The sequence below is a fragment of the Streptomyces sp. H27-D2 genome, from assembly GCF_035828615.1.
Lineage (GTDB): Bacteria > Actinomycetota > Actinomycetes > Streptomycetales > Streptomycetaceae > Streptomyces.
This window is the reverse complement of the sequence record NZ_JAYMZR010000009.1, coordinates 18,986-43,561: the sequence shown is the minus strand read 5'-3', so window position 1 is coordinate 43,561 and position 24,576 is coordinate 18,986. Positions and strand designations below refer to the sequence as shown.

General features: G+C 70.8%; 19 protein-coding genes and 2 pseudogenes. 18 read left to right on the top strand and 3 right to left on the bottom strand.

The annotated features are described in order from the left end of the window. The first annotated feature begins 85 nt into the window (after positions 1–85). From QMK28_RS05905 to QMK28_RS05855, 12 genes and pseudogenes are all read left to right on the top strand, one after another. Positions 86–1,105 (top strand): DUF4192 domain-containing protein, encoded by a 1,020-nt coding sequence (locus QMK28_RS05905; protein ID WP_443050551.1) that lies wholly within the window; start codon positions 86–88, stop codon positions 1,103–1,105. 374 nt (positions 1,106–1,479) lie between these two features. Continuing rightward, complete coding sequence (locus tag QMK28_RS05900; RefSeq protein WP_326435917.1) at positions 1,480–2,334, top strand: tyrosine-type recombinase/integrase; 855 nt, start codon at positions 1,480–1,482, stop codon at positions 2,332–2,334. Continuing rightward, on the top strand, positions 2,321–4,768 hold the full coding sequence (locus QMK28_RS05895; protein ID WP_326435916.1) for a tyrosine-type recombinase/integrase: 2,448 nt from the start codon (positions 2,321–2,323) through the stop codon (positions 4,766–4,768). The genes QMK28_RS05900 and QMK28_RS05895 overlap by 14 nt, the downstream gene beginning before the upstream one ends. Before the next feature lie 42 nt (positions 4,769–4,810). Then, positions 4,811–5,623, top strand: a complete 813-nt coding sequence (locus QMK28_RS05890) for a hypothetical protein (protein ID WP_326435915.1) — start codon at positions 4,811–4,813, stop codon at positions 5,621–5,623. 29 nt (positions 5,624–5,652) lie between these two features. Continuing rightward, entirely contained in the window at positions 5,653–6,102 is a 450-nt protein-coding gene (locus tag QMK28_RS05885) for a DUF4192 family protein (protein WP_326435914.1), read from the top strand. Positions 6,103–6,259: 157 nt separating this feature from the next. Beyond that, positions 6,260–7,513, top strand: a pseudogene (locus QMK28_RS05880) (glycogen debranching N-terminal domain-containing protein); the annotation flags it as partial. A gap of 113 nt (positions 7,514–7,626) precedes the next feature. After that, positions 7,627–8,391, top strand: a complete 765-nt coding sequence (locus tag QMK28_RS05875) for an NUDIX hydrolase (RefSeq protein WP_326435913.1) — start codon at positions 7,627–7,629, stop codon at positions 8,389–8,391. Between the two features lie 131 nt (positions 8,392–8,522). Further along, a pseudogene (locus QMK28_RS05870) lies at positions 8,523–9,433 on the top strand (ATP-binding cassette domain-containing protein); the annotation flags it as partial. A 107-nt stretch (positions 9,434–9,540) separates the two neighbouring features. Beyond that, positions 9,541–9,786 carry a hypothetical protein gene (locus QMK28_RS34170; protein ID WP_443050550.1) on the top strand — a complete coding sequence of 82 codons (246 nt, stop codon included), beginning with the start codon at positions 9,541–9,543 and terminating at the stop codon, positions 9,784–9,786. Between the two features lie 116 nt (positions 9,787–9,902). Beyond that, positions 9,903–10,862 carry a FadR/GntR family transcriptional regulator gene (locus QMK28_RS05865; RefSeq protein ID WP_326435912.1) on the top strand — a complete coding sequence of 320 codons (960 nt, stop codon included), beginning with the start codon at positions 9,903–9,905 and terminating at the stop codon, positions 10,860–10,862. A gap of 338 nt (positions 10,863–11,200) precedes the next feature. Then, complete coding sequence (locus tag QMK28_RS05860; RefSeq protein ID WP_326435911.1) at positions 11,201–12,724, top strand: RNA polymerase sigma factor; 1,524 nt, start codon at positions 11,201–11,203, stop codon at positions 12,722–12,724. 136 nt (positions 12,725–12,860) lie between these two features. Beyond that, complete coding sequence (locus tag QMK28_RS05855; protein ID WP_326435910.1) at positions 12,861–13,679, top strand: S1 family peptidase; 819 nt, start codon at positions 12,861–12,863, stop codon at positions 13,677–13,679. Positions 13,680–13,829: 150 nt separating this feature from the next. Here the strand turns inward: QMK28_RS05855 and QMK28_RS05850 are convergent, their stop codons facing one another. After that, entirely contained in the window at positions 13,830–14,060 is a 231-nt protein-coding gene (locus QMK28_RS05850) for a DUF7455 domain-containing protein (protein ID WP_326435909.1), read from the bottom strand. A 466-nt stretch (positions 14,061–14,526) separates the two neighbouring features. Here QMK28_RS05850 and QMK28_RS05845 point away from each other — a divergent pair, with 466 nt between their 5' ends. The 6 genes from QMK28_RS05845 to QMK28_RS05820 all read left to right on the top strand — a co-directional run bounded on the left by QMK28_RS05845 (position 14,527) and on the right by QMK28_RS05820 (position 21,960). After that, positions 14,527–16,647, top strand: coding sequence for a DNA gyrase/topoisomerase IV subunit B (locus QMK28_RS05845; RefSeq protein WP_326435908.1), 2,121 nt, complete (start codon positions 14,527–14,529; stop codon positions 16,645–16,647). 222 nt (positions 16,648–16,869) lie between these two features. Then, the gene (locus QMK28_RS05840) at positions 16,870–17,355 is read left to right on the top strand and encodes a DUF1453 domain-containing protein (protein ID WP_326435907.1); all 486 of its coding nucleotides are present in this window, start codon (positions 16,870–16,872) and stop codon (positions 17,353–17,355) included. A 30-nt stretch (positions 17,356–17,385) separates the two neighbouring features. Then, entirely contained in the window at positions 17,386–18,540 is a 1,155-nt protein-coding gene (locus tag QMK28_RS05835) for a sensor histidine kinase (RefSeq protein ID WP_326435906.1), read from the top strand. Next, the gene (locus QMK28_RS05830; RefSeq protein WP_326435905.1) at positions 18,537–19,265 is read left to right on the top strand and encodes a response regulator transcription factor; all 729 of its coding nucleotides are present in this window, start codon (positions 18,537–18,539) and stop codon (positions 19,263–19,265) included. The genes QMK28_RS05835 and QMK28_RS05830 overlap by 4 nt, the downstream gene beginning before the upstream one ends. A gap of 557 nt (positions 19,266–19,822) precedes the next feature. Further along, a complete protein-coding gene (locus QMK28_RS05825; RefSeq protein ID WP_326435975.1) occupies positions 19,823–20,368 on the top strand; it encodes a DUF485 domain-containing protein in 546 nt (181 codons plus the stop codon). Further along, entirely contained in the window at positions 20,365–21,960 is a 1,596-nt protein-coding gene (locus QMK28_RS05820) for a solute symporter family protein (RefSeq protein ID WP_326435904.1), read from the top strand. The genes QMK28_RS05825 and QMK28_RS05820 overlap by 4 nt, the downstream gene beginning before the upstream one ends. Before the next feature lie 66 nt (positions 21,961–22,026). Here the strand turns inward: QMK28_RS05820 and QMK28_RS05815 are convergent, their stop codons facing one another. Together QMK28_RS05815 and QMK28_RS05810 are read right to left on the bottom strand one after the other, a co-directional pair. After that, positions 22,027–22,713 (bottom strand): response regulator, encoded by a 687-nt coding sequence (locus QMK28_RS05815; RefSeq protein WP_326435903.1) that lies wholly within the window; start codon positions 22,711–22,713, stop codon positions 22,027–22,029. Next, entirely contained in the window at positions 22,710–24,479 is a 1,770-nt protein-coding gene (locus tag QMK28_RS05810) for a sensor histidine kinase (protein ID WP_326435974.1), read from the bottom strand. The genes QMK28_RS05815 and QMK28_RS05810 overlap by 4 nt, the downstream gene beginning before the upstream one ends. Positions 24,480–24,576: the final 97 nt, after the last annotated feature.

Here is a 24,576-nt window from a genome sequence, read left to right as displayed (position 1 = left end):
AACGTCGGTAGGACAAAATGACAAGAGCGTTCAGAGTTATCCACAGGGCTGGTGGAGTCGGGCGGTCACGCGGGACCGTCGGGCCATGAGCAATCACAGCGAAGCCTCCCGCCCCTCCGTCGACGAACAGATCACGCTGCGCAGCCCGGCCGAGCTCGCCGACGCGCTTCCCTACCTCATGGGTTTTCATCCGACCGACAGCGTCGTCATGGTCGGGCTGCACGGCGCCCGGGGTCGCTTCGGAGGCCGGCTGCGGCTCGGTATTCCGCTCAGCAGCGAGGAGTGGCCCGACGTCTGCGATCAACTCGCCGAGTGTCTGGTGGCGGGTAGCCGGCGGCGCGCCGACCGGCCCGAGGGGATCCTCGTCTTCCTGTGCCAGGACCCGGGGCAGGGCGAGTCCGCGCAGGACGTGATGGAGCGGCTGCGGCCGTTCGTCCAGCGACTGCGCACCGCCTGCGGCGGGCTCGAGGTGCCCGTGCTCGAAGCGCTCTGCATCTCCGGCGGCCGCTTTTGGTCCTACGTCTGTCCCGACCAGCGCTGCTGCCCGCCTGACGGCACCCCGCTCACCCTGCCCGGCACCTCGGTGATCGCCGCCGCGGCGGCCTACGCGGGCCTCCAGGTGCGGGGCACGCTCCGCGAGATGGAGGCGCGGTTCGACCCGCTGCCCGCGCCGCACGCCGAGGAACAGGAACTGGCGCTGGACACGGCGAGCATGGAACTCGTGCCCCGCATCCTCGGTGGCGCGAACGCCGAGACCGTGCGCGGGGAGACGCTGGATCTGGCGGGGAGGGTGCTGGGCCGCTTCCGCGCCGCGCCGCCGACCGGCGGGCGCTACGAATCCGACGCGCACGACGACGCCCTCATCGCCCACGACGAGGCCGCCGCGATCATCCTCGGAATCCAGGACCGCCAGGCGCGGGACCGGGCCGCCGAATGGATGGAGGGGCCGCCCGGCGAAGCGGCGCTGCGGCTGTGGCGGGCTCTGGCCCGGCGCTGCGTCGGCTCGTACGGCGACTACGCGGCCGCCCCGCTCACCCTGGCGGGCTGGGTCGCCTGGTCTGTTAACTGCACCAACTTGGTGATCCACTCGACTCGGGGACCGTGACTCGTGAGCATTTGGACGTGCATGAGACTCCTTCGCTTCATCGAGATCTGATTGACGGACGTGCTCGGCTGCCCCGGGTTGGGGCTGTGGTGCCAGGTACGACGCCATCTCTGCCGTGGCGTGTGATCGACGCCGCCGACCGTGAGATTGAGCCGGTCAACGCCTACTTGCGAGACCGGACACTGGGCGACGCCAGTCCCCTGACCTGCCGGAGTTATGGCTTCGATCTGCTCCGGTGGTACCGGGTGCTCTGGGCCCTGGACGTCGGATGGGAGCAAGTCACCGAGGCGGAAGTCGTCGCGCTTGTGGGCTGGCTCCGCGCCGCCCGTAATCCGCAACGGCAACGAACCCGAGCCGCTCATCAGGCTGGGACGGTGAATCCGCAAACCGGGAAGCCGACGCTGCGATCTGGGTACGCGCCGGCGACGATCGCGCACAACCTCTCGGTGGTGCACGGCTTCTACGCGTTCCACATGCACTTCGGCCGCGGACCTGTACTCAACCCGGTGCCTGAGAACCGCGCCCGCCGGGCCGCACTGTCCCACCGGTCTCCGATCGAGAGCCGCGCTCAGCACCGGCGCGGCCGACTGCGGCCCAAGGTCCCGGTCCGCCAGCCGCGGGCCCTGCCCGACGAGCAGTGGGACGTCCTGTTCGAGCAGATGAAGTGCGCCCGGGACCGGGCTCTGCTGTCCTGCTACGTGACCTCCGGCGCCCGTGCCTCCGAATTGCTGGGTGTTCAGCTCGGCGACATCGACTGGCAGAAGGGACAGCTCTGGGTGATCTCCAAGGGCACCCGGGCCAGACAGCCAGTCCCGGTCTCCCCGGAAGCGCTCGCCTACCTCGCCGCCTATCTGGACGAGAGCGGCCTGCCGGAGACCGCGGTCCCGATCTGGCGCACTCGACGGGGCGAGAGTCGCCCGCTGACCTACTGGGCGGCCCGCCGGATCATCCAGCGGGCAGACGAGAAGCTGGGCATGAACTGGACCCTGCACGATCTGCGGCACACGGCCGCCACCCGGCTCGCTCGGGATCCGGAACTGACGCTGGTGGAAGTGCAGACGATCCTTCGGCACGCGCATATCACCACCACCAGCCTCTACACCGTCGTCGGGCTGGAGGACCTGGTCGACAAGCTCGCTGAGCACTACTCCCGCCCTGCTCAACCAGTGGCCTGGCCGACGCAGTACGCCGCGGACGACATCCAGGCGGTGTTCGGTGCCGGGAAGTAAGGTCGGCGACAGCCTGCGCATGAAGGGCCCCACCACCAACTACATCCGGCGGCACGACGCAAATCCCGGGGCGCCGGTCGGCAACTTCGCGCCGACCGCCCTCACCCCGGCACCGCCGCCGCTTCCCGCCAGACCTCCTCGGTCGCTGGGCGACCTCAGTACGGCCAGCGTCGAGGAAGTCGCCGAAGCCGCAGCCCAACACTTCTCGGCACACGTCAGCTACAAGTGGAAGACCCGCAAGGGGATGTCCGACCTTCTCCAGCACCTCGCGCAGTTCCCCGGGAACACCTGGCAGGAGCGCTGGGAAGCCTCTGGACTCAATGAGCGAGGCCGTCCGGTCGGCGGTCTCGCCGAGGAAGGCAACAAGCTCCAGCGCAACCGGCTCAACGCGGCCGCCGGCCACGCATTCGCCATGCGGCTCATCCGCCCGGACCTGCTGTCCTTCCGCTCCAACCCGCTCTGGAACTACCCGCGCTGGTTCCGGGACGTCGCGAAGGACCCGCGGCTGGAGGAGTTCTGCGCACGGCTCGAAAAGATGCCGGTCAGCGGAGCACGACGCGGCAAGGCCCGGTTCGATGTCTGTTGCGCGCTGACAGTCTTCGGCATCGACCTCAAAGACCTGACTCCCGAAGCCCTGCTTCACTACGCCGTCGAGTCCCGCACCCACGGCCTGGCCGGCGAGAGCAGGGCTTCGGGAACCTTCGCCGCCACGCTGGCCTGGCCAGTCCTGCACGAGATGGGACAGTTCCCCGCCTCCGCGCCGAAGACCCTGCGGGCCGCGGTCACCCGCGGACAGCTCTCCGTCGAGGAGGTCGTTGACCGCCACGAGCTGAGAAATCAGGCGGTCCGGGACCTGCTGGTCGACTACATCCGCCGACGCTCCGCGGATCTGGACTACTCGACCTTGCGCGGGCTCGCGCACCACCTGGCCAAGCTGTTCTGGAAGAGAATCGAGGAGATCAACCCCGAGCAGGCTGACCTGCGGCTTTCGGAAGAGACCTTCACTCAGTGGAAGGAAAAGCTGCTGGTCAAGGCTGACGGCAGCCCGCGGTTGGACGTCGACGGCCCGCTCATGTCGGTCCGCGCGCTCTACCTCGATCTGCACACGTGGGCGGTTGCCGAGCCGGAACGCTGGGCAATTTGGGTCGCCCCCTGCCCAGTCCGCGACGCTGACCTGCGTTGGTTCCACCTGCGACGCCGACGCCTCCAAGAGCGCATGGCTAACCGCACCCGCGACCGTCAGCCCCTGCTGCCGATCCTTTCCCAGCACGTCAACGACACCTGGCACCAGGCGCGAGCCCTGCTCGAAGTCGCCGAAAGCGTCACCCCGGGCGAGGACTTCACCCTGGACGGGACCGCGTGGTTGCGAGTGGCAATCAAGGAGGATGCCAAGCACGGGCGCCCGCCGGTCCGGGCCGTCAACCGCCTCACCGGGAAACTCGTCCGCATCACGCAGGAAGAGAATCTGGCGTTCTGGCAGTGGGCAGTCGTGGAGACGCTCCGGCTGGCCGGACTTCGGGCGGAGGAACTTGCTGAGCTCTCGCACTTGAGCGTCCGGCAATACCAGCGTTCCAGTGGCGAGGTCGTGGCCCTGCTGGTGATCAGCCCTTCGAAGAGCGACCGGGAACGGGTGGTCCCGATGTCGGCGGAGCTCTTCCACGTCATCGCCCAGATCATCCGCCGGCACCGCAACGAGCACGGCACCGTTCCGGTCTGCGTCCGCTATGACCTGCACGAGAAGGTCTGGAGCGATGAACTTCCCTACCTGTTCCAGACCGTTCACAGCGGGACCCAGCGAGGGATGTCCGGCACGACGGTCTGGCGCGTGATCCGCCGGGCCTGCAAGGCTCTCGCAGTCACGAACCCGCAGTTCGACGGGGTGAAGTTCGCACCCCACGACTTCCGAAGGCTCTTCGCCACCGAACTCGTCAACAACGGCCTGCCCATCCACATCGGAGCGGCCTTGCTCGGCCACCTCGATATCCGGACGACTCGTGGTTACGTCGCTGTTTTCGATGAGGACGTCATCAGCCACTATCAGCAGTTCCTCGCTCGTCGCCGGTCCGCCCGGCCGCAGGAGGAATACCGAAAGCCCACGACCGAGGAGTGGGACGACTTCCAGGAACACTTCGACAAGCGGCGGGTCGAGCTCGGCTCCTGCGGACGGCCCTACGGCACTCCTTGCGCGCACGAGCACGCCTGCATCCGCTGCCCGATGCTCAGCATCAACCCGAAGATGCTGCCTCGCCTCGATGAGCTGGAGGAGGACTTGGTTGCCCGCCGCAAACGCGCCGTCGAGGAGGGGTGGCAGGGTGAGATCGAAGGGCTCGACCTCACCCTGACCTTCCTGCGGGGCAAGCGCGAGCAAACCCGGCGCGTCGAACGCGGGGGCCCCGTGAACCTGGGCTTTCCTTCGCCGAGGCCCTCTCCCTGAATCGTGATGCGCTGTCGTTCCGCAAGGTCGAAACTGAACGGCATGAACACCTTGTCTGGGAAAACCATTGGCCGACTGATCCAGATTGCTCGTGAGGTCAGCAAGAACAACCTCCAGGACCTGCTGCTGGACTCGGAGGTCTGCAGCGAAGCCCCCGACCTCAGGCCCACCAGGCATGCAATTTTGACCAAAACCCTGTTCGCGGCACAGAAGCGAGCGAACCACGGTGACAACGAGGCCCACAAAGCCCTCCTCGCCTTCACCGCTGGTCTCGTCCGCTACTGCTGGGAACACGAGCTTTGGCAGGATCTCAAGGAGAGCCTCCGCAGCGACGGCTACGAGCTGATGATGCAGCCCGGAGAAGATCTTGGCTACGTCGGAGAGATCCGGCCATACGACTCTGCCGTTGCTCCGCTCCACGAGGAGATGACCGTCCTCCAAGAAGAGCTCAGGCGGCGCGGCTACGATGTTGCCGAAGCCCACTACACGCAGGCTATTCGTCACCTGGCGGACCAGGTGCCCACCTCGGCGAATGCAGAACTGCGCAGTGCTTTTGAAAGCCTTCTCGTCTGCTTGGCGGCGGATCACACCGACTACCAGCCCACAGCACACGCGGGCCAGGGGGGTAGAGCTCTCCAGACCCTCTGGATCGATGAGAAGAACCCGCAACCCGATGTGACTTTGGGTAATCCGTTGCCCGCGGGGGATGGTGGTCGCATGCTGGCTGGCATCTGGAACATCCTTCATACCGGTGGATCCCACCCAGGATTCTCGAATGCCCTTGAAGCGCGTATCCGCATGCAACTGGTGACAGGGCTCGCGCTCTTCCTGCTGACGCACTTCCCCCACCACTGATCTATCCCGCACCAGCTACCACTCGTTTAGTGCAGAGAAGGTCGACCGGGGAGGAGACGGCGGCGCGGGTGGCTCTCGGCCGCGCTCTGCGGGCTGACCCGGACTACGTCTTCGCCCGTCTGTTGCACACCGCCTGCAACGAGGGTCTGGACCCGGAACCGCTGCGCCGCTGCCTGCGCCAGGCGCGCGCCGCCGAAGGCCGCGCGGAGGAGCCCCCGACCTCGGTGACCGAGACGGACCCCGAGGGCCGCACAACGGCCGTGACGCCCCTCGGCGAGGCTTCCTCCGGCGCCTCCTCCGGCGCCTCCTGCGGGGCAGCCGGGCCACCGCGGAGGCAGAGTGGGCCGGCAGCACCGGGAAAGCCAGGTGGACACGGAAGGCCCGGCGGGCAGTCCGGTCCGCGGGCCCGGACCGGGCCCGGCTCGGGGGACCGCGCGCGGCGTCGTCCGGGGCCGCGCGGAGTGCGGAGCCCGCGATGACGGATCCCGGCCCCGACGGCCGCCCGCCGTGTCCTGGGCACCGGCCCCGCCGTTCACCTACATGGCGGAATCCGCCCGAGCCCGAAATCCTCCCAGGGAGCGCAGCGAGTGCCAGGCATCCACCCCTCTACCCCCTCGCCCCGTCGAAAGCCTCGACGACCTGCGGGCGTTGCTGCTCAGGGCCCCGGGATACCCGGCGGACGCGTACCTGGCCGCAGGAGCGCCTTGGCGCTGCGGCCTCGCTCCCGCGGACGCGCTGTGGGCCGCCAGGATGATGCTGCCGCTCGGCGCCCGCCTCGCGGCCGGCACGCTCCGCGCCCTGGCCCGCACCCAGGTCGCCGGGACGGGGCCGGAGGCCGGCCGCGTCCCCGGCCCGCTGCGGCACACCGGGCCGCACGCCCCGCCGAGCTGCACGGGTGTCGAAGCCACCCTGCTGTTCCCCGTCCTGCTGGCCGAGGCCCGGCGCTGGGGGCTGCCGGAGCACGAGACCGAGCGGCTGCTGCCGGTCGCCGAGCGCTGTCTGCGCTGGCTGCGCACCGTACCGGGGGACGGCGGCTACCTCCCGGACCCGGCCCCCGGCGGCCCCTACCGCTGCGAGGTGCTGGCCCACGCGCACCGGGCGGCGCTGCTCGGTGCGGACCTGCTCGCGGCCTACGGCCGTCCGGGAGCGTCGGGCTGGCGTGATTGGGCGGCGGCGCTGCGGGACCGTTTCCGTGCGGACCTCTGGGTCGAGGACCGCGGTGGCGGCCGGCCGGCGGCGCTCAGGACACCTGACGGAAGACCGGTGGCGCAACTGGGATCCACGGCCGCGCAGCTTCTCGACACCGGGCTGCTGGGCGGTGGCGTGTTCGCCGAGGGGCTGCTCGGCACGGTGCGGACCGGACAACTGGCCCGGCTGCTCGGCGGTCCGGCCCTGGACCCCGGCTGGGGGCTGCGAAGCCTCGGCGCCAAGGAGGCCGGGTACAACCCGTTCGGCCATCGCAGCGGCGCGGTCCGGGTTCAGGAGACGGCCGTCGCCGTCGCGGGGCTGGCCGTCGCCGGCTACGAGAAGGAGGCGGGCGCGCTGTTGCACGGGGTCCTCGACGCGGCCGGGGCGTTCGGCCACCGGCTGCCGGAGATGTACGCGGGAGAGCAGCGGGTCTCCGGGGGCGCCCCGTTACCGCATCCCGCGGCTTGTCGTCCGGCCGCGGTGGCGGCGGCCGGCGCGGTCCAACTGCTCACCGTGCCCGCCGGTATCCGCCCGGATGTGCCCGGCGGGACGGTCGCGGTGCGGCCGATGGGCAGCACTCCGCTGGGCGCGTTGCAGTTCACCGAGTTGCGGGTGGCCGAGCAGCCGTTCGCGGTACGGATCAGCCGGCTCGGTATGGGCATGGTCGAGGAGGCCGCCGACGGCCTGCAACTGGGGGTGTGAAGTGGCAGACGGCTGGGGTGTGAAGTGGTGGACGGAACCGTCCGGGGTTCCTGGTCCCGCCCCGTGGTGTCCAAGGGCCTGTTTATCGTCAGGCGGACGACTATGATCGCGCCATGCCGCCCTACGACCCGTCGGCCTTCCCGCCCTTCGCTGTCACCGTCGACCTGGTCGTGCTCACCGTGCGACGGCACGCGCTGTGCGCGCTCGCCGTCCGCCGTGGTGAAGCGCCGTTCCAGGGACGGTGGGCGCTGCCCGGTGGTTTCGTGCGGGCTGATGAAGACCTGTCCGCCGCCGCCGGCCGGGAGCTGGCCGAGGAGACCGGACTCCACGCCCACCCGCCGAGCGGCCCGGTCGCCGCCCACGGCGCCCATCTCGAACAACTTGCCACTTACGGCGATCCGAAGCGCGATCCCCGGATGCGGGTGGTGAGCGTCGCCCATCTGGTGCTCGCTCCCGACCTGCCCGCCCCCACGGCGGGCGGCGATGCGAACAGCGCGCGCTGGGCTCCGGTGGAGACCCTGCTCGTTCAGGACGGCGGCCCCGGCCGGGACAGCGAGCAGGCGGCCTCGCTCGCTTTCGATCACGCCCGGATCCTCGCGGACGGTGTGGAGCGGGCCCGCTCCAAGATCGAGTACTCCTCGCTCGCCACCGCGTTCTGCCCGCAGGAGTTCACTGTCGGCGAGCTGCGCCGGGTGTACGAGGCGGTGTGGGGCGTCGCGCTCGATCCGCGCAACTTCCACCGCAAGGTGACCGGCACACCGGGATTCCTGCTGCCCACCGGCGGTACGACGACACGTCAGGGCGGCCGTCCGGCCCAGTTGTTCCAGGCCGGGGGCGCGACGCTGCTCAATCCGCCGATGCTGCGCCCCGAGGTGTGACACGAGGGGTTGCCAGGGCGACGCGCACTGCGTGGAAATCGGTACATATGGGGCTATATTTATCCCGTCGTCCCCCTACTCCCCGCGTCCGCACGTTCCCCCGAGCGGTCTCACGCCTTGCGAGAGAAGCGATGATCCAGGCCATCGGACTGACCAGTACGCTCCGCCGCGGCCGTCCCCCGGTCGTGAACGACCTCACCTTCGAAGCACGTCCCGGCCGCGTCACCGTCCTGCACGGCACTCCCGGAGCGGGCAAGTCCACCGCCCTGCGGCTGATGCTGCGACTCCAGCCGGCCGCGGCGTCGCACTCTTCGACGGCCGCCCGCTGCGCCGGGTGCCGCACCCCGCGCGTGAGTTCGGCGTGCTGCTCGGTGACGTCCCCGGCAACCCGGCGCGCACCGCGCGCGGCCACCTGCGGATGCTCAGCGCCGCCGCCGGCATCCCCGCCGGCCGGGCCGGGGACGTCCTCGAACTCGTCGGCCTCAGCGAGCTCGCCGACCACCGCCTCGGCGCCTTCTCGCTCGGCATGGACCGCAGGCTCGGTCTGGCCGCGGCCCTTCTCGGCGACCCGCACACCCTCCTGCTCGACGAACCCGCCCACGACCTCTCGCCCCGCGAGACGGCCTGGCTGCACGGGCTGCTGCGCGGCTACGCGGCCCAGGTCGGTGCCGTCCTGATCACCGCCCGCGACTCCCGGGACGCGGTCCGCCTGGCCGATCAGGTCGTCACCATCGATGCGGGCCGGCTCGTCGCCGACCAGGAGGCTGCCGACTTCGCTCGTACCCGGCTGCGCCGCCGCGTCGCGGTCAGCACCCCGCACGCCGACCGGCTCGCCGCGCTGCTGACCAGTGAGTCGCGCGCCGCCGAGCGCCCGCTGGAAGTCGTACGCGACGGCGACAGCCGCATCGTCGTCTACGGCAGCAGCTGCGCGGCTGTCGGGGACGCCGCCTACCGGCGCAGCGTCCTCGTGCACCAACTGGCCGACGAGATCGGTGACACTTGCCGCACCGAATCGCTCACCCGCACCGACGGCCGCGCCGCGGCCCGGCACCGGCGCTGGCCCCGGCCCGGATCCCGGCATGCTGCGGCTGGGCGGGCCTGCTGGCCGCAGGCGTCTTCCGCTCCACCGTGCTGGGGCTGGCGGCCGTGATGGCGGTGCCGGTCCTGGTGGTCCCCGCGGTGCGGAGGTTCGCGGGCCCCGCCGCCGAGCCGCTGATCGGACTGCCCGCACGACTCCGGTCGGCGGCCCTGGTGCAGTGGCCGTCCGGTCTCGACGACGGGGTGTCCGTCGCGGCCCGGTTCGCCTCGCAGCCCGTGGGCGGGGCCATGGCGCTGTCGCTCACCGCGCTGCTCTGCGCGTACGTCCTCACCGCGCTGCGCGGCGGGGCATGCTAGCGGGGCCGCGGGGCGGGGGATGCCGCATACGCCCAGGTGTCCACAACAACCCGAGGAACGCCCGGTTCTTTGCGATAAAGCGTCAATTGTGAGGTGATGGGCGATCACCCTTTCGTGTGCTTTTCAGCAAAGACCTCAAGGGTCCGCAAGGTGTCGCCGACAAAGGATGCGTGAGTACCCTTGCGCACACGATGATGACCTCGGCTCGCCCCGCCGACTCCGGCCTCGCAGGCTCGGGCGAGCTTGACCGCTACCCCTACGCGGGCGCCCCCGGCGCCGGCCGCGCGGGCGCCCCTTCCTGGGACGGCGCCGACGCGGATCTGGGCCGAATGGGCCGACGCTCGACCGGCAGCCGCGGACGCGGCCTGCACGGCCAACTCGTCCAGCAGCTCGGTCAGATGATCGTTTCCGGCGATCTCGGCGCCGACCGACCGCTCGTACCCGAGGAGATCGGCCAGCGTTTCGAGGTCTCCCGCACCGTCGTCCGTGAGTCGCTGCGTGTCCTGGAGGCCAAGGGCCTGGTCAGTGCCCGGCCCAATGTGGGCACCCGGGTCCGGCCGGTCAGCGACTGGAATCTGCTGGACCCGGACATCATCGAGTGGCGGGCCTTCGGGCCGCAGCGTGACGACCAGCGCCGCGAGCTGTGCGAGCTGCGTTGGACGATCGAGCCGCTCGCGGCCCGGCTGGCGGCCGGTCACGGCCGGGAGGACGTTCAGCAGCGTCTCGCCGACATGGCCGAGATCATGCGGCACGCGGTGGCGCAGGGCGACGCGCTCACCTTCTCCCGCGCCGACGCCGAGTTCCACTCGCTGCTGCTGCAGGTCGGCGGCAACCGGATGCTGGAGCACCTGTCCGCCATCGTCTCGTCCGCGCTCCAGGTCTCCGGCGCCCCGACCGCCGGGTGCGAGCGCCCCAGCGAGACGGTCGTCGGCCACCACCTGCGGATCGTGGACACGGTCGGCAGCGGGGACGCGGCGGGCGCGGAGGCGGCTATGCGCCAACTCCTCGTCGCACACCCCGAGGCCGCCGGCGCCGGTCCCGCCGATCATGTGGTGCCCGCCCCGCGCGAGCACTGACTGCACACCGGCCGCGCGCCGTGGCCGTCCTGTGTGGTGTCGCCGGGCCCTGGCGCGGGGGTCCGGCGACGGCGTTGTCGGGGGATAGCTTCTGTTTTCATACTGTCTGTAGTGATATGCGGTGTGACTCGGGCCACGCGGATTGGGCGTAACACTCTTCCGGGCAGCGCGATGACCTAAGAGGTGGTAGCCGCGAAGGGAATGCCGGTGTCGCTCGCGACGCTGTTTCTTTTCCGGGGCTCCACCCGCGCCGCCGGTTCATCCTTGCCGGTGGTCGTCGGCTCCGGTCCATCATGGACGGGGCCGGAAGCCGTTTCCATCGTTCCGAGAGGTTGTTCGTGTCGGCCAGCACATCCCGTACGCTCCCGCCGGAGATCGCCGAATCCGAGTCTGTGATGGCGCTCATCGAGCGGGGAAAGGCTGAGGGGCAGATCGCCGGCGATGACGTGCGCCGGGCCTTCGAGGCTGACCAGATTCCGCCAACCCAGTGGAAGAACGTTCTGCGCGGCCTCAACCAAGTCCTCGACGAAGAGGGTGTGACGCTCATGGTCAGTGCCGCGGAGGCACCCAAGCGCACCCGGAAGAGCGTCCCAGCCAAGAGCCCGGCGAAGCGCACCGCGACCAAGACTGTCGCCGCAAAGACGGCCGCCCCCCGCGCGGACACCGCTGACACCGAGGTCGCCGACGGCGCGACCGACGAGTCCGCCGCGACGGCCAAGAAGGCCACCGCGAAGAAGACTGTCGCCAAGAAGGCCACCGCGAAGAAGGCCGTGGCCAAGAAGACCGCCGGGCGGAAGGCGGCCTCGAAGGAGGCCGACGAGCACGACGGCGAAGAGCAGGACGAGGAGACCACCCCCGCCAAGGCCGCCGCCGACAAGCCCGAGTCCGAGGGCTTCGTGCTCTCCGACGACGACGATGACGACGCGCCCGCGCAGCAGGTCGCGGTGGCCGGCGCCACCGCCGACCCGGTCAAGGACTACCTCAAGCAGATCGGCAAGGTCCCGCTCCTCAACGCGGAGCAGGAGGTCGAGCTCGCCAAGCGCATCGAGGCCGGCCTGTTCGCCGAGGACAAGCTCGCCAACGCGGACAAGCTCGCGCCGAAGCTGAAGCGCGAGCTGGAGATCATCGCCGAGGACGGCCGGCGCGCCAAGAATCACCTTCTCGAGGCGAACCTGCGCCTGGTGGTCTCGCTGGCCAAGCGTTACACCGGCCGCGGCATGCTCTTCCTGGACCTCATTCAGGAGGGCAACCTCGGTCTGATCCGCGCGGTCGAGAAGTTCGACTACACCAAGGGCTACAAGTTCTCCACGTACGCCACTTGGTGGATCCGGCAGGCGATCACCCGCGCGATGGCCGACCAGGCCCGCACCATCCGTATCCCGGTGCACATGGTCGAGGTCATCAACAAGCTCGCGCGCGTCCAGCGCCAGATGCTCCAGGACCTGGGCCGCGAGCCCACCCCGGAGGAACTGGCCAAGGAACTCGACATGACCCCCGAGAAGGTCATCGAGGTCCAGAAGTACGGCCGTGAGCCGATCTCCCTCCACACCCCCCTGGGTGAGGACGGCGACAGCGAGTTCGGTGACCTCATCGAGGACTCCGAAGCGGTCGTCCCGGCCGACGCGGTCAGCTTCACGCTCCTCCAGGAGCAGCTGCACTCGGTTCTGGACACGCTCAGTGAGCGCGAGGCGGGCGTGGTCTCCATGCGCTTCGGTCTCACCGACGGCCAGCCCAAGACGCTGGATGAGATCGGCAAGGTCTACGGCGTGACGCGTGAGCGTATTCGCCAGATCGAGTCCAAGACGATGTCGAAGCTCCGGCACCCGTCCCGGTCCCAGGTTCTGCGGGACTACCTCGACTAGACCTGACTGCTGCACGACGACGCCTCGGGCTCGCGGACTCCTCGGAGATCGCGAGCCCGAGGTGTTTCGGGGTGCGGCGCGGGCGATAGTGTCTCACTCTGGGTATGCATACCGCATCACAGAGTCAGGAGGCTCCATGCGACCCATTTCCCGCGTGCTGCTCGGAGTGCTCGCGCCGGTCCTCGGTCTGGTGCTCGCCGCGCCCGGTACGGCGGTGGCGGACCGGGTCGTCGTCGGCGGGCACCCCGTTCGGGTGGCCGACCACCCCTGGGTGGTGGCGCTGTCCAGTCGGGCGCACTTCGGGAAGCCCCGCTCGGGCCAGTTCTGCGGGGCGGTCGTGGTCGCCCCGACCAAGGTGGTCACGGCGGCGCACTGCATGGGCCGGGAGGTGCTCGGCGCGGACCCGTCCAAGGTGCCGGACCTGCGGGTGCTGGTCGACCGCGGTGATTTGCGGCGCGCCGACGGCCAGGAGCTGGCGGTGCTGCGGGTCCGGGTCAATCCGAAGTACGACAGCGTGACCAACGCTGGGGACGTGGCTGTGCTCACGCTGGCCGAGCCGGTGTCGGCCGGCCATGTGATCCCCGTGGCCCGGCGGGGCGACCCGGCGGAGCGGTCGGGAACCGCCGCGGCGGTGTACGGCTGGGGAGACAGGACGGGCCGCGGTGACTACGCCCAGACGCTCCGGGAAGCGCGAGTGCGGGTCCTCCCGGACGCCGATTGCGCGCGGGCCTATCCGGGCGGCCCCGAGGGCACGTACGGAGCCGGCACGATGCTGTGCGCGGGGCTACGGAGCGGCGGGAGCGACGCCTGTCAGGGCGACAGTGGCGGACCGCTGATCGCGGGAGGTCGGCTGATCGGCCTGGTCTCCTGGGGGAGCGGCTGCGGTGAAGCGGGCAGTCCCGGGGTCTACACGCGGTTCTCGGCGGTGGCCGACGAGGTGGTCGCGAGCGGCTGACGACATTCCGCCGGCGACCCCTGGAGGAGTGTGAGCACCCTCACAGGGCGCCACGGAGCGTACGAGTGCGGGCGGTCACCCTCGTTTGGCCGGGGTGGCCGCCCGCTTTCCGGCCCTGGGCCGGTTCTCGCTCGTCGTGGATGCGATGTGTCAGTGTTCCTCTTCGGTCGATGACGCCGGGCGTGTGGTGAGCCGCTCCGTCTCGTCCTGTATTTCCGCGGCGATCTTCTTGAGTTCTGGCTCGAACTTGCGGCCGTGGTGGGCGCAGAAGAGCAGTTCGCCGCCGCTCACGAGTACAACGCGCAGGTATGCCTGGGCGCCGCACCGGTCGCAGCGGTCAGCGGCCGTCAGGGGGCTCGCGGGGGTCAGAACAGTAGTCACGTCGCCTCTTCTCTAGCTCGACGAGCTGTCGTACCAGGGTCAACATCCAACCAGGCCGAAAACGTTCCCGCTCGTGGCTTTTCCTCGAAACTTCTTCCCGAGGTGGCCGGATGATGCCGGTTGGCGGCGAATGTGCCGTAGTGCGTCGATTTACGGTTTCGCGTTGCTTGTGTGGGTGGCGTCCCCCCGGCCGGCTTGCCGGGTTGTTAAAGAGGACGTGCCCGGAGCCTAAATGGTTCATGCCTCGAAGGGAACGTGATGTGTGCTTCACCCCTTCGGTTTATCGAACATACATGCTAAAAAGGGACTGGCGTGAGGCGTCTCCACGGGTCGCGTGGCAGCGGCCCCGTTCGGCCTCGGTACCCTCTGACCGGGGAACCAGCCACGACCGAGCCCGTGTCGGGCGAAACACGCAGGTGAATCGCACTCCGCGGGCCAGCCAGAAATTCAGCGAGGAGCGAAACGCGTGACCGCCGAGACGTCCGTGCCGTCCAGTGCGCTGCTTACCGGAGCAGACCGTGACGGTTCCAACTACACCGCGCGGCACCTGCTCGTCCTGGAGGGGCTGGAAGCGGTCCGCAAACGGCCCGGCATGTACATCGGCTCCACGGACAGCCGCGGCCTGCTGCACTGCCTCTGGGAGATCATCGACAACTCCGTCGACGAGGCCCTCGCCGGCTACTGCGACCGGATCGACGTCGTCCTGCATGAGGACGGCTCCGTCGAGGTGCGCGACAACGGCCGGGGCATCCCCGTCGACATCGAGCCCAAGACCGGACTGTCGGGCATCGAAGTGGTGATGACCAAGCTGCACGCCGGCGGCAAGTTCGGCGGCGGCTCCTACTCGGCCTCCGGCGGTCTGCACGGCGTCGGCGCCTCCGTCGTCAACGCGCTGTCCGCGCGGCTCGACGTCGAGGTGGACCGCAACGGCCACACCCACTCCATCAGCTTCCGCCGCGGCACCCCCGGCATCTTCACCGAATCCGGCCCCGACGCGCCGTTCGACCCCAACAGCGGACTCCTCAAGGGCCGCAAGGTGGCGAAGAGCCGCACCGGTACCCGGGTCCGCTACTGGGCCGATCGGCAGATCTTCCTCAAGGACGCCAAGCTCGCCCTGGAGACGCTCTACGGGCGCGCCCGGCAGACCGCCTTCCTGGTGCCCGGGCTCACCCTGGTCGTACGGGACGAGCGCGGCCTGGAGAGCGAGAAGCCGACCGAGGAGACCTTCCGCTACGACGGCGGCATCAGCGAGTTCTGCGAGTACCTCTCGCAGGACAAGGCCGTCTGCGACGTACTGCGGCTGTCCGGAACGGGTTCCTTCAAGGAAACCGTCCCGGTCCTCGACGACCGCGGGCACATGACCGCGACCGAGGTCACCCGGGAACTGGGCGTCGACATCGCGCTGCGCTGGGGCACCGGCTACGACACCAACCTCAAGTCCTTCGTCAACATCATCGCCACCCCCAAGGGCGGCACCCACGTCTCCGGGTTCGAACGCTCGCTGGCCAAGACCGTCAACGAGGCGCTGCGGGCCGGCAAGCTGCTGCGGGTCGCCGAGGACGACGTGAACAAGGACGACGCGATGGAGGGGCTGACGGCGGTGGTCACCGTGCGTCTGGCCGAGCCGCAGTTCGAGGGCCAGACCAAGGAGGTGCTGGGCACCTCGGCCGCCGCCCGGATCGTCGCCAATGTGCTGGCCAAGGAGCTCAAGGAGTTCCTGACCTCCAGCAAGCGCGACACCAAGCAGCAGGCGCGGGCGGTGCTGGAGAAGGTCGTCGCCGCGGCCCGCACCCGCATCGCGGCCCGGCAGCACAAGGACGCGCAGCGCCGGAAGACCGCGCTGGAGTCCTCCTCGCTGCCCGCCAAGCTGGCCGACTGCCGCAGCGACGATGTGGAGCGCAGCGAGCTGTTCATCGTCGAGGGCGACTCGGCGCTCGGTACGGCCAAACTGGCGCGGAACTCGGAGTTCCAGGCCCTGCTGCCGATTCGCGGCAAGATCCTCAACGTCCAGAAGTCGTCCATCTCCGACATGCTCAAGAACGCCGAGTGCGGAGCGATCATCCAGGTCATAGGAGCCGGGTCCGGCCGGACCTTCGACATCGACCAGGCGCGCTACGGCAAGGTGATCTTCCTGGCGGACGCCGATGTGGACGGGGCGCACATCCGATGTCTGCTGCTGACGCTGTTCCAGCGCTACATGCGGCCGATGGTCGAGCAGGGCCGCGTCTTCTCGGCCGTGCCGCCGCTGCACCGGGTCGAGCTGACCAACCCGAAGAAGGGTGTGGACAAGTACATCTACACCTACTCCGACGCCGAACTGCGGACGACCCTGCTGGAGCTCCAGCGCAAGAACGTCCGCATCAAGGAGAGCATCCAGCGCTACAAGGGCCTGGGCGAGATGGACGCCGACCAGCTCGCGGAGACCACCGTGGATCCGCGGTTCCGCACGCTGCGCCGGATCAACATCAGCGACCTGGAGGCCGCCGAGGGCGCCTTCGACCTGCTGATGGGCAATGAGGTGGCGCCGCGCAAGGAGTTCATCACCAGCTCGGCCGCGAGCCTGGACCGGTCCCGGATCGACGTCTGAGTCCACTGGGACCTGAGGGTCCGCCGGGCCTGCGGGTCTCCGGGTCCCCTGGGTCCGTTCTGTCGGGTCGGTGAAAGCCCCTCCACCCGTGGGTGGAGGGGCTTTTTCCACCCGTGATCCACCCGGAGCCAACCCCTGCGCCGATTCGCCCGGCGGCCGGGCCCCATAACGTCGAATGCGTAGTTCGCTCTCGCTGTTCGTCGCGCTGTGGAGGCCCAGCTCATGTCCGGTATGACCGATGTCCTGGTGATCGTCGCAGTGGTGGGGCTGGTGCTCGCGCGGCAGTTCAAGCCGCAGCTGGTGGCCGACGACAAGCGCTGGTGGGTGCTGCCGGCCGTCCTCGTCTTCCTGGCGGTCCGGGAGCCGGGGCTGATCGACCCGGGGCAGCAGGCGTGGGCGGTCGGGCTGCTGGCCGCCGAGGTGCTGACGGGCGTGGCGATGGGGGCGGCCTGGGCGTGGAGCGCCAGGGTGTGGACCACGCCGGACGGCGCCGTGTGGTCGCGGGGGACCAGAGCGACCGCGGCGGTCTGGCTCGGCGGGATAGCGGTGCGGGCGGGGACGTACGGGCTCGGCGTGCTGGCGGGGATTCAGCAGGGCCGCGGTGGGATGTTGCTCGCACTGGCCGCGACACTGCTGGTGCGCACCGGCCTGCTGCTCCGGCGGGCCCGCTCGGCCACGCCGTCGTACCGTGTCAGTGCCGTCGGCTGAGCCGGGATGGCAGAGGCGGAGGGACCGTACGTGCCCACGAGCATCTGGACCGAGTGGCCTTCCCGGGAGGCGCTCTCCCGGGCGGGAATGGCGCGCTCCCGACGCGCGATCAGCTGGGCCGTGCGGGTCCTGCTGCTGGGCGGGGTGCTGTGGAGCGCGCTGTCCGGCGTGGCGTTCCAGGGGTGGCACGCTGCGGTCTCCGCGCTGGTGATCATCGGCTGCGCGGCGGCGGCCTGGGGCTTCTACCGGTTCACGGTGGAACACCGGCTGTGGCCCTCGGTGACGCTGCTGGCGCTGCTGATGGGCGCGGCGCTGGCCGCGCAGCAGGCGGACGCGGTACTCGTGGCGACCGTGCTCTGGTGCGCGCTGGCGATCACGGCGATGGAGCGATTGCCGATCGCCGCGGCGATTCCCTGCACGCTGGTGGCGCTGTCGGCCTACGCACTGGTCGACACGGACGCCTGGCTGACGACGCTGACGACCACCGCCGGACTGGCGCTGGCCGGATACGTCCTGCGGCTCGACGCGGAGGCGCGCGGGAACACGATGCGGATGCTGGTCCAGGAGCGGGCCGCGCGCACCGCCGAGGCCGAGTCGGCGGCGCTCGCGGAGCGCGCCAGGATCGCCCGCGAGATCCACGACGTGCTCGCGCACAGCCTGTCCGCGCAGATGGTGCACCTGGAGGCGGCGCGGCTGCTCATCGAGCGGGGCGCGGATCGGGACAAGATCCTGGAGCGGGTGGTCGCGGCGCGCGGGATGGCGCGCGAGGGGCTGGCCGAGACCCGGCAGGCGCTGTCCGCGCTGCGTGGTGAGATGACCCCGGTCGAGGAATTCCTCCGGGAGTTGACCGAGTCCCAGGGGGTGGCCTTCGCGGCGGTGGGGGAGCCTCGTCGGGTGCCGCCGGAGGCGGGGCTCGCGGTGCGGCGGGTCGCGCAGGAGGCGCTGACGAACGTCCGCAAACACGCGCCGGGAGCCCGCACCGAACTGCGGCTCGACTACCTGGACGGCGAAGTGAGCCTGGAGGTGCGGGACTGGGGCGGTGACGGAACGCCGGGTGATCTCGGATCGTCCGGAGCCGGGTACGGTCTGCTGGGGATGCGGGAGCGCGCCGAACTGCTCGGTGGATCGCTGGAGTCCGGCCCTGCCGAGGAGGGTCTCGTGGTGCGCTTGCGGGTGCCGGCATGACGGTGGCGAAGACGGCGCGTGTGGTCGTGGCCGATGACCAGACCGTGGTCCGCGAGGGGATTGTGATGCTGCTGGGGCTGTTGCCGGGCATCGAGGTCGTCGGGGCGGCGGCGGACGGCGAGGAGGCGGTGCGGCTCGTCGCCGAACGCGCCCCGGACGTGGTGCTGATGGACCTCAGGATGCCGCGCTGCGACGGCGTCGAGGCGACCCGCCGGATCCGGTCCGAGTACCCGGCCACCCAGGTCGTGGTGCTGACCACCTACGCCGACGACGACTCCATCTTCCCCGCGCTGCGGGCCGGTGCGCGCGGCTATTTGACCAAGGACGCCGGCGGCGACGAGATCGTACGGGCCGTGGCGGCCGTGATGTCGGGCGAGGGCGGGCTGTCGCCGAGGATCCAACGGCTGCTGCTGGAGCGGCTCTCCGGTCCGGACGCCCCGGCCGGAGTGAACGCACTGGCCGCAAGTCCGTCCGCGCCGTCCGCCGGGCGGTTGCCGGGAGAGTTGCCGGACGGGCTCTCCGCGCGCGAGGCGCAGGTGTTGTCGCTGGTCGCCGAGGGACTGTCCAACCCGGAGATCGCGCGGGCGCTGCATGTCAGCGTCGCCACCGTGAAGACGCACATCAACAAACTCTTCGCCAAGACCGGTGTCCGCGACCGCTCCCAGGCGATGCGTTACGCGTATCTGCACGGCCTCGCACAACCGCCCGGTACGTCCGTCACCTAATGGGGTGAAGCCGAGGTATTGAAGAGTCCTGGATCTTCCCGCTCTGTCCATCCTTGAGCACGCGGCCAATGAGGCCGCGGAACAAGGAGAGTTCGGTGGAGAAGCACGACGGGCGTGATGCCGGAACGGTTCGGCTGGACGATCCCTGGTACGACGTGATCGCCTCGGGGCTGGGCGAGTCCGTCGGTGAGCCCGCCGACGAAGGGGCTCAGCCGCCACAACCACCGCAATCGGAGCAGTCGCAGCAGCAGCCGCTGCTGCCGAGGACGCGGCAGGTACCGCAGCCGTCACCGGTGGAGCAGTCGTCGCAGGTGGCGGATTCGGGTGAATCCGCAGCGGTCGCGCCGTCCGCCCCGTCCGGGGCTCCTCCGGTGCCGGGTTGGGCGACTGCCCCGGTGCCGGGCCTCGTGGTGGCCCCCCTGCCCGCGCCCCAACGGCGCCGTGACGCCGCTGCGGAGCCGTCCGGGACCTCGCGGGCCTCCGAGCCCGTCGCAGGGGCCTCCTGGTCGGATGCGCCTGCCGTGTACCGGGCCGCCGCCGGGGGCGGTGCCGCCCGTATGGAGCCCGCTCCTCACGCCGGCCCGGCCGCTCACACCGGACCGGCCGCCGGCCCGAACTCCCCGGCGAACTCCGGCGCGAACGTCCGTACGCACACTGGCGCGCACGCTCCCGCGCCCTCCGCCCCGGACTCCGCCGCCGATATCTACCTCGAAGTGCACAACAGCGCCGCCTTCCAGGAAGTGCGCCGCCGCTACCGCCGCTTCGTCGTCCCCACCGTCATCGGCTTCCTCGCGTGGTACCTCGCGTACGTCATCGCGGCGACCACCGCTCCGGGCCTGATGGCCCGTCCGGTGACCGGCGTGGTGAACGTCGCGATGCTCGCCGGGCTCGGCCAGTTCGCCACCACCTTCCTGCTCACCTGGGCGTACGCGCGCCACGCGCGGCTGCGTCGGGACCGGGCGGCGCTCGATCTCCGATGGGTCGTGACCATGCACACGCGTCAGTCGGCCCAGCAGTCGGCGCGGCTCGCGGCTCACCAGGCGGCGGCTCAGCAGACGACCGCGCGGGCGAGCGCGCCGACGACAGGGGAGCAACTCCGTTGACCGGTGACCACCAGACCCTGGCGCTGCTGCTGTTCAGCGCGTTCATCGCCGTCACCCTGGGGATCACCACCTGGGTGAGCCGGAACCGGCACGGCTCGCCGGAGGAGTTCTACGCGGGCGGGCGGCTGTTCTCCCCGATGGAGAATGGATTCGCCATCGCGGGCGACTACATGTCCGCCGCCTCCTTCCTCGGCATCTCCGGGCTCATCGCGCTCTTCGGATACGACGGGCTGCTGTACTCCGTCGGCTTCCTGGTCGCTTGGCTCGTCGTCCTCATGCTGGTGGCCGAACTCGTCCGCAACTGCGGCCGGTACACCCTGGCCGACGTCGTCGCGGCCCGGATGCGGGAGCGTCCCGTCCGGATCGCGGTCGGGTCCTCGTCGGTCGTCGTCTCGGTCCTGTATCTGGTCGCGCCGATGGTCGGCGCGGGCAGTCTGGTGGCCCTGCTGCTCGGCGGTTCCGGCCCGAGCGCCCGCACCTGGACGGGGATCGGGGTCGGCGCGCTGATGGTCGTCTACGTCGCCTTCGGCGGCATGCGGGCGACGACCTGGATCCAGATCGTCAAGGCCGTGCTGCTGATGGGCGGCGCGGTCACGCTCACCGTGCTCGTCCTGCTGCGCTTCCACGGCGACTTCAACGCCCTGCTCAGCGCGGCTGCCGACCGCAGCGGCCACGGGCGGGCCTTCCTCGCACCCGGGCTGCGGTACGGCGGCGACTGGACGGCCCGGCTGGACTTCATCAGCCTGGGCCTCGCGCTCGTCCTGGGCACCGCCGGGCTGCCGCACATCCTGTCCCGCTTCGACACGGTGCCCACCGCGCGCGCCGCCCGCCGCTCGGCGGTCTGGTCGATCGGCCTGATCGGCAGCTTCTACCTGATGACGATCGTGCTCGGCTTCGGCGCCGCCGCGATCCTCGGCTCCGACACGGTGCGCAATTCCAACGCGGCCGGGAACACGGCGGTGCCGCTGCTCGCCCTCGACCTCGGCGGCGGCGCCGGATCGACCGGCGGGACCGTGCTGTTCGCGGTCGTCGCGGCGGTCGCCTTCGCGACCATCCTCGCGGTCGTCGCCGGGATCACCCTCGCCTCGTCGGCTTCGGTCGCGCACGACCTGTACGCCTCGTTCCACCGCCGTACGGACCGCGAGCCGCGCAGCGAGGTCGCAGTCGCGCGGGTCTCGGCAGTGGGGATCGGCGGGGCCGCGATCGGTCTGGGGCTGCTCGCGCAGAACCTCAATGTGGCGTTCCTGGTCGGCCTGGCCTTCGCGGTCGCCGCCTCGGCGAATCTGCCCGCGCTGCTCTACTCGCTGTTCTGGCGGCGCTTCACCACGCGCGGCGCGGTGTGGGCGGTCTACGGCGGGCTCATCCCGGCCGTGCTGCTGGTGGTCTTCTCACCCGTGGTCTCCGGGGCCCCTGAGGCGATCTTCCCCGGCCTGGACTTCCACCTCTTCCCGCTCCAGAACCCGGGGCTGGTCTCCGTGCCGCTCGGCTTCTTCGCCGGGTGGCTGGGCACGGTCACCTCGCGGGAGCGGGCGGACGTGGCCAAGCACGCGGAGACCGAGGTGCGGGCGCTGACGGGAGCCGGCGCGGCCTGATCCGACGAGGCGGCCTGACCCCGCTGGGCCCGCCGGCCGGGCCTGTGCCCGCCGGTCCCAGCGGCGTCATCTGCCCGACGCGCCCCAGACGTAGCGGTGTTCGGGGCGGCCGGTGTCGCCGTACTTGAGTGAGAGCCGGATGCGCCCCGCCCGCTCCAGCAGCTTCAGATAGCGCTGGGCCGTCTGCCTGCTGAGCCCGGACAACTCGGCGACCTCCTGGGCGGACAGCGGGCCCTCGGCGGCGCGCAGCACCTGGCGCACGAGGTCGGCGGTGAGCGCGGAGTGGCCCTTGGGCAGCTCCGCGGGTTCGGCGTTCGAGCCGCCGAGCGCCCCGAAGATCCGGTCCACCTCGGACTGTTCGGCCTCGCCGCCGCCGTCGAGGGTGCGCCGCAACGTCGCGTAGCCCTCCAGCTTGGAGCGCAGGCCGGCGAAGGTGAACGGCTTGACCAGGTACTGGAGTGCGCCGTAGCGCATCGCGGCCTGGACGGTGGCGATGTCGCGGGCGGCCGTCACCATGATCACGTCGGTGTGGTGGCCCTGTCGGCGCAGCCGTTGGACGAGGGCCAGCCCGGTCTCGTCCGGGAGGTAGTGGTCGAGCAGCACGAGGTCGACCGGCTCGCGTTCGATCACAGCCAGCGCCTCGGCGGCGGAGTGCGCGCGGGCGGCGACCCGGAACCCCGCGACCTTGGCGACGTACGCGGCGTTGATCTCGGCCACCCGTACGTCGTCGTCCACGACCAGTACCTGGATCATCGTGATTCTCCCGGGGTGGTGAGCGGCGGCTCGTCGAGAGGCCCGGTCGGCCGGTCCGTCCGTCGGTCGGTGCGGGGCTCGGCCCGTGCTGCGGGGAGGGCTTCGGGCGGAGTGCCGTCCAGTATCGCCGTCAGGCTGCCGGCCCCGGACCCGTCCTCACCCCCGCCCCCACCCCCCGTCGCGGCCTCGGCCAGCGTCTCTGGCAGGACGACGGTGAACTCCGCGCCGCCGCCCTCCCGGTCGCCGACCCGCACGCTGCCGCCCTGACGCTCGGCGAGCCGCCGCACCAGGGCCAGCCCGATGCCGCGCTGCCCGTGCGCCGGCGGCTCCTTGGTGGACCAGCCTTCGGCGAAGACGAGTTCGCGGTGGTCGGCCGGGACTCCCGGGCCGCTGTCGCGGACCCGCAGCACCGCCGTGCGCCCCTCCGCCCGCAGTTCGACCTCGACCTGCGGCTCGGCGGAACCGGCCGCCGCGTCCAGCGCGTTGTCCACCAGATTGCCGATCATGGTGACCAGCTCGCGCGGGTCCACCACCCGGTCGGGCAGCAGCGTGTCCGTACCGATCCGCAGCGCGACCCCGCGCTCGGCGGCGACGGCGGCCTTGCCGACCAGCAGGGCGGCGAGCAGCGGGTCATGGACGCGCTCGGCGACCTGTTCAGCGGTGGCCCGGTGTACGCCGACGGTCTCGGTGATGAACTCCGACGCCTCCTCGTACAGGCCCAGTTCGAGCAGTCCCAGCAAGGTGTGCAGCCGGTTGGCGTGTTCGTGGTCCTGGGCGCGCAGGGCGTCGATCAGCCCGCGGGTGCCGTCCAGCTCGCGGCCGAGGCGCTCCAGCTCGGTACGGTCCCTGAGGGTGGCGACGGCGCCGCCGTCATCGGTCGGCAGCCGGTTGGCGACCAGCACCCGGCTGCCGCTGACGGTCAGCAGATCCGCGCCGGTCACCCGCCCCGTCAGCACGTCGGTGGTGCGCCCCGGCGGCAGCACCTCGTCCAGCCGCCGTCCGGTGTCCTCGGCGCGCAGGTCCAGCAGCCGCTGCGCCTCATCGTTCATCAGCCGGATGCGGCCGCGCCGGTCGAGCGCGACGACGCCTTCGCGGATGCCGTGCAGCATCGCCTCGCGCTCGGCCAGCAGCGCGGAGATATCTGAGAAGGCCAGGTCGTGGGTCCGGCGCTGGAGCCGCCTGGAGACCAGGTAGGCGGCGAGCGCGCCCACCGCGAGCGCGCCGCCCGCGTAGGCGAGCAGGCCGGGGACGGCGGAGAGCAGCCGGTCTCGGACGCTCTCGTAGGCGATGCCGACGGAGACCGCGCCGACGATCCGCTCGTGGTCGTCGCGCAGCGGGACCTTGCCCCGGGCCGAGCGGCCCAGCGTGCCGTTGTCGATCTGCATGATCTGCCGGCCGGCCAGGGCGTCGGTGGGGTCGGTGGAGACGATCCGGCCGATCTGGCCGGGGTCGGTGTGCGACCAGCGGACGCCGTGCTCGTCCATGATCACGACGTACTCGGCGCCGGTGGTGCGGCGGATCCGCTCCGCCTCGGCCTGGACGGGCCCCTCGGGGGTGGGGCTGGAGCCCCGCAGGGTCTCGGCGAGCCGGGGCCGCGCGGCGGTGGTCTGTGCGATCGCGAGCGCCCGGCGCATGGCCTCGTCGTCGAGCTGGGCGCTGAGCGGGGCGAGGAACAGACCGGTGGCCAGCGCGGTGACGCCGGTGGCGATGGCCAGCTGCATCAGCAGGACCTGCGAGAACACACGACGGGGCCAGCCGATGCGCATCCTGCTGCCTCTTTCGTCGCCGCGCCACGCACCGTCCCGGCTGGGAACGGTGGATTCCGATTCGCTCATGTGAACGAAGGGTAAAGGGAGTGGAGCG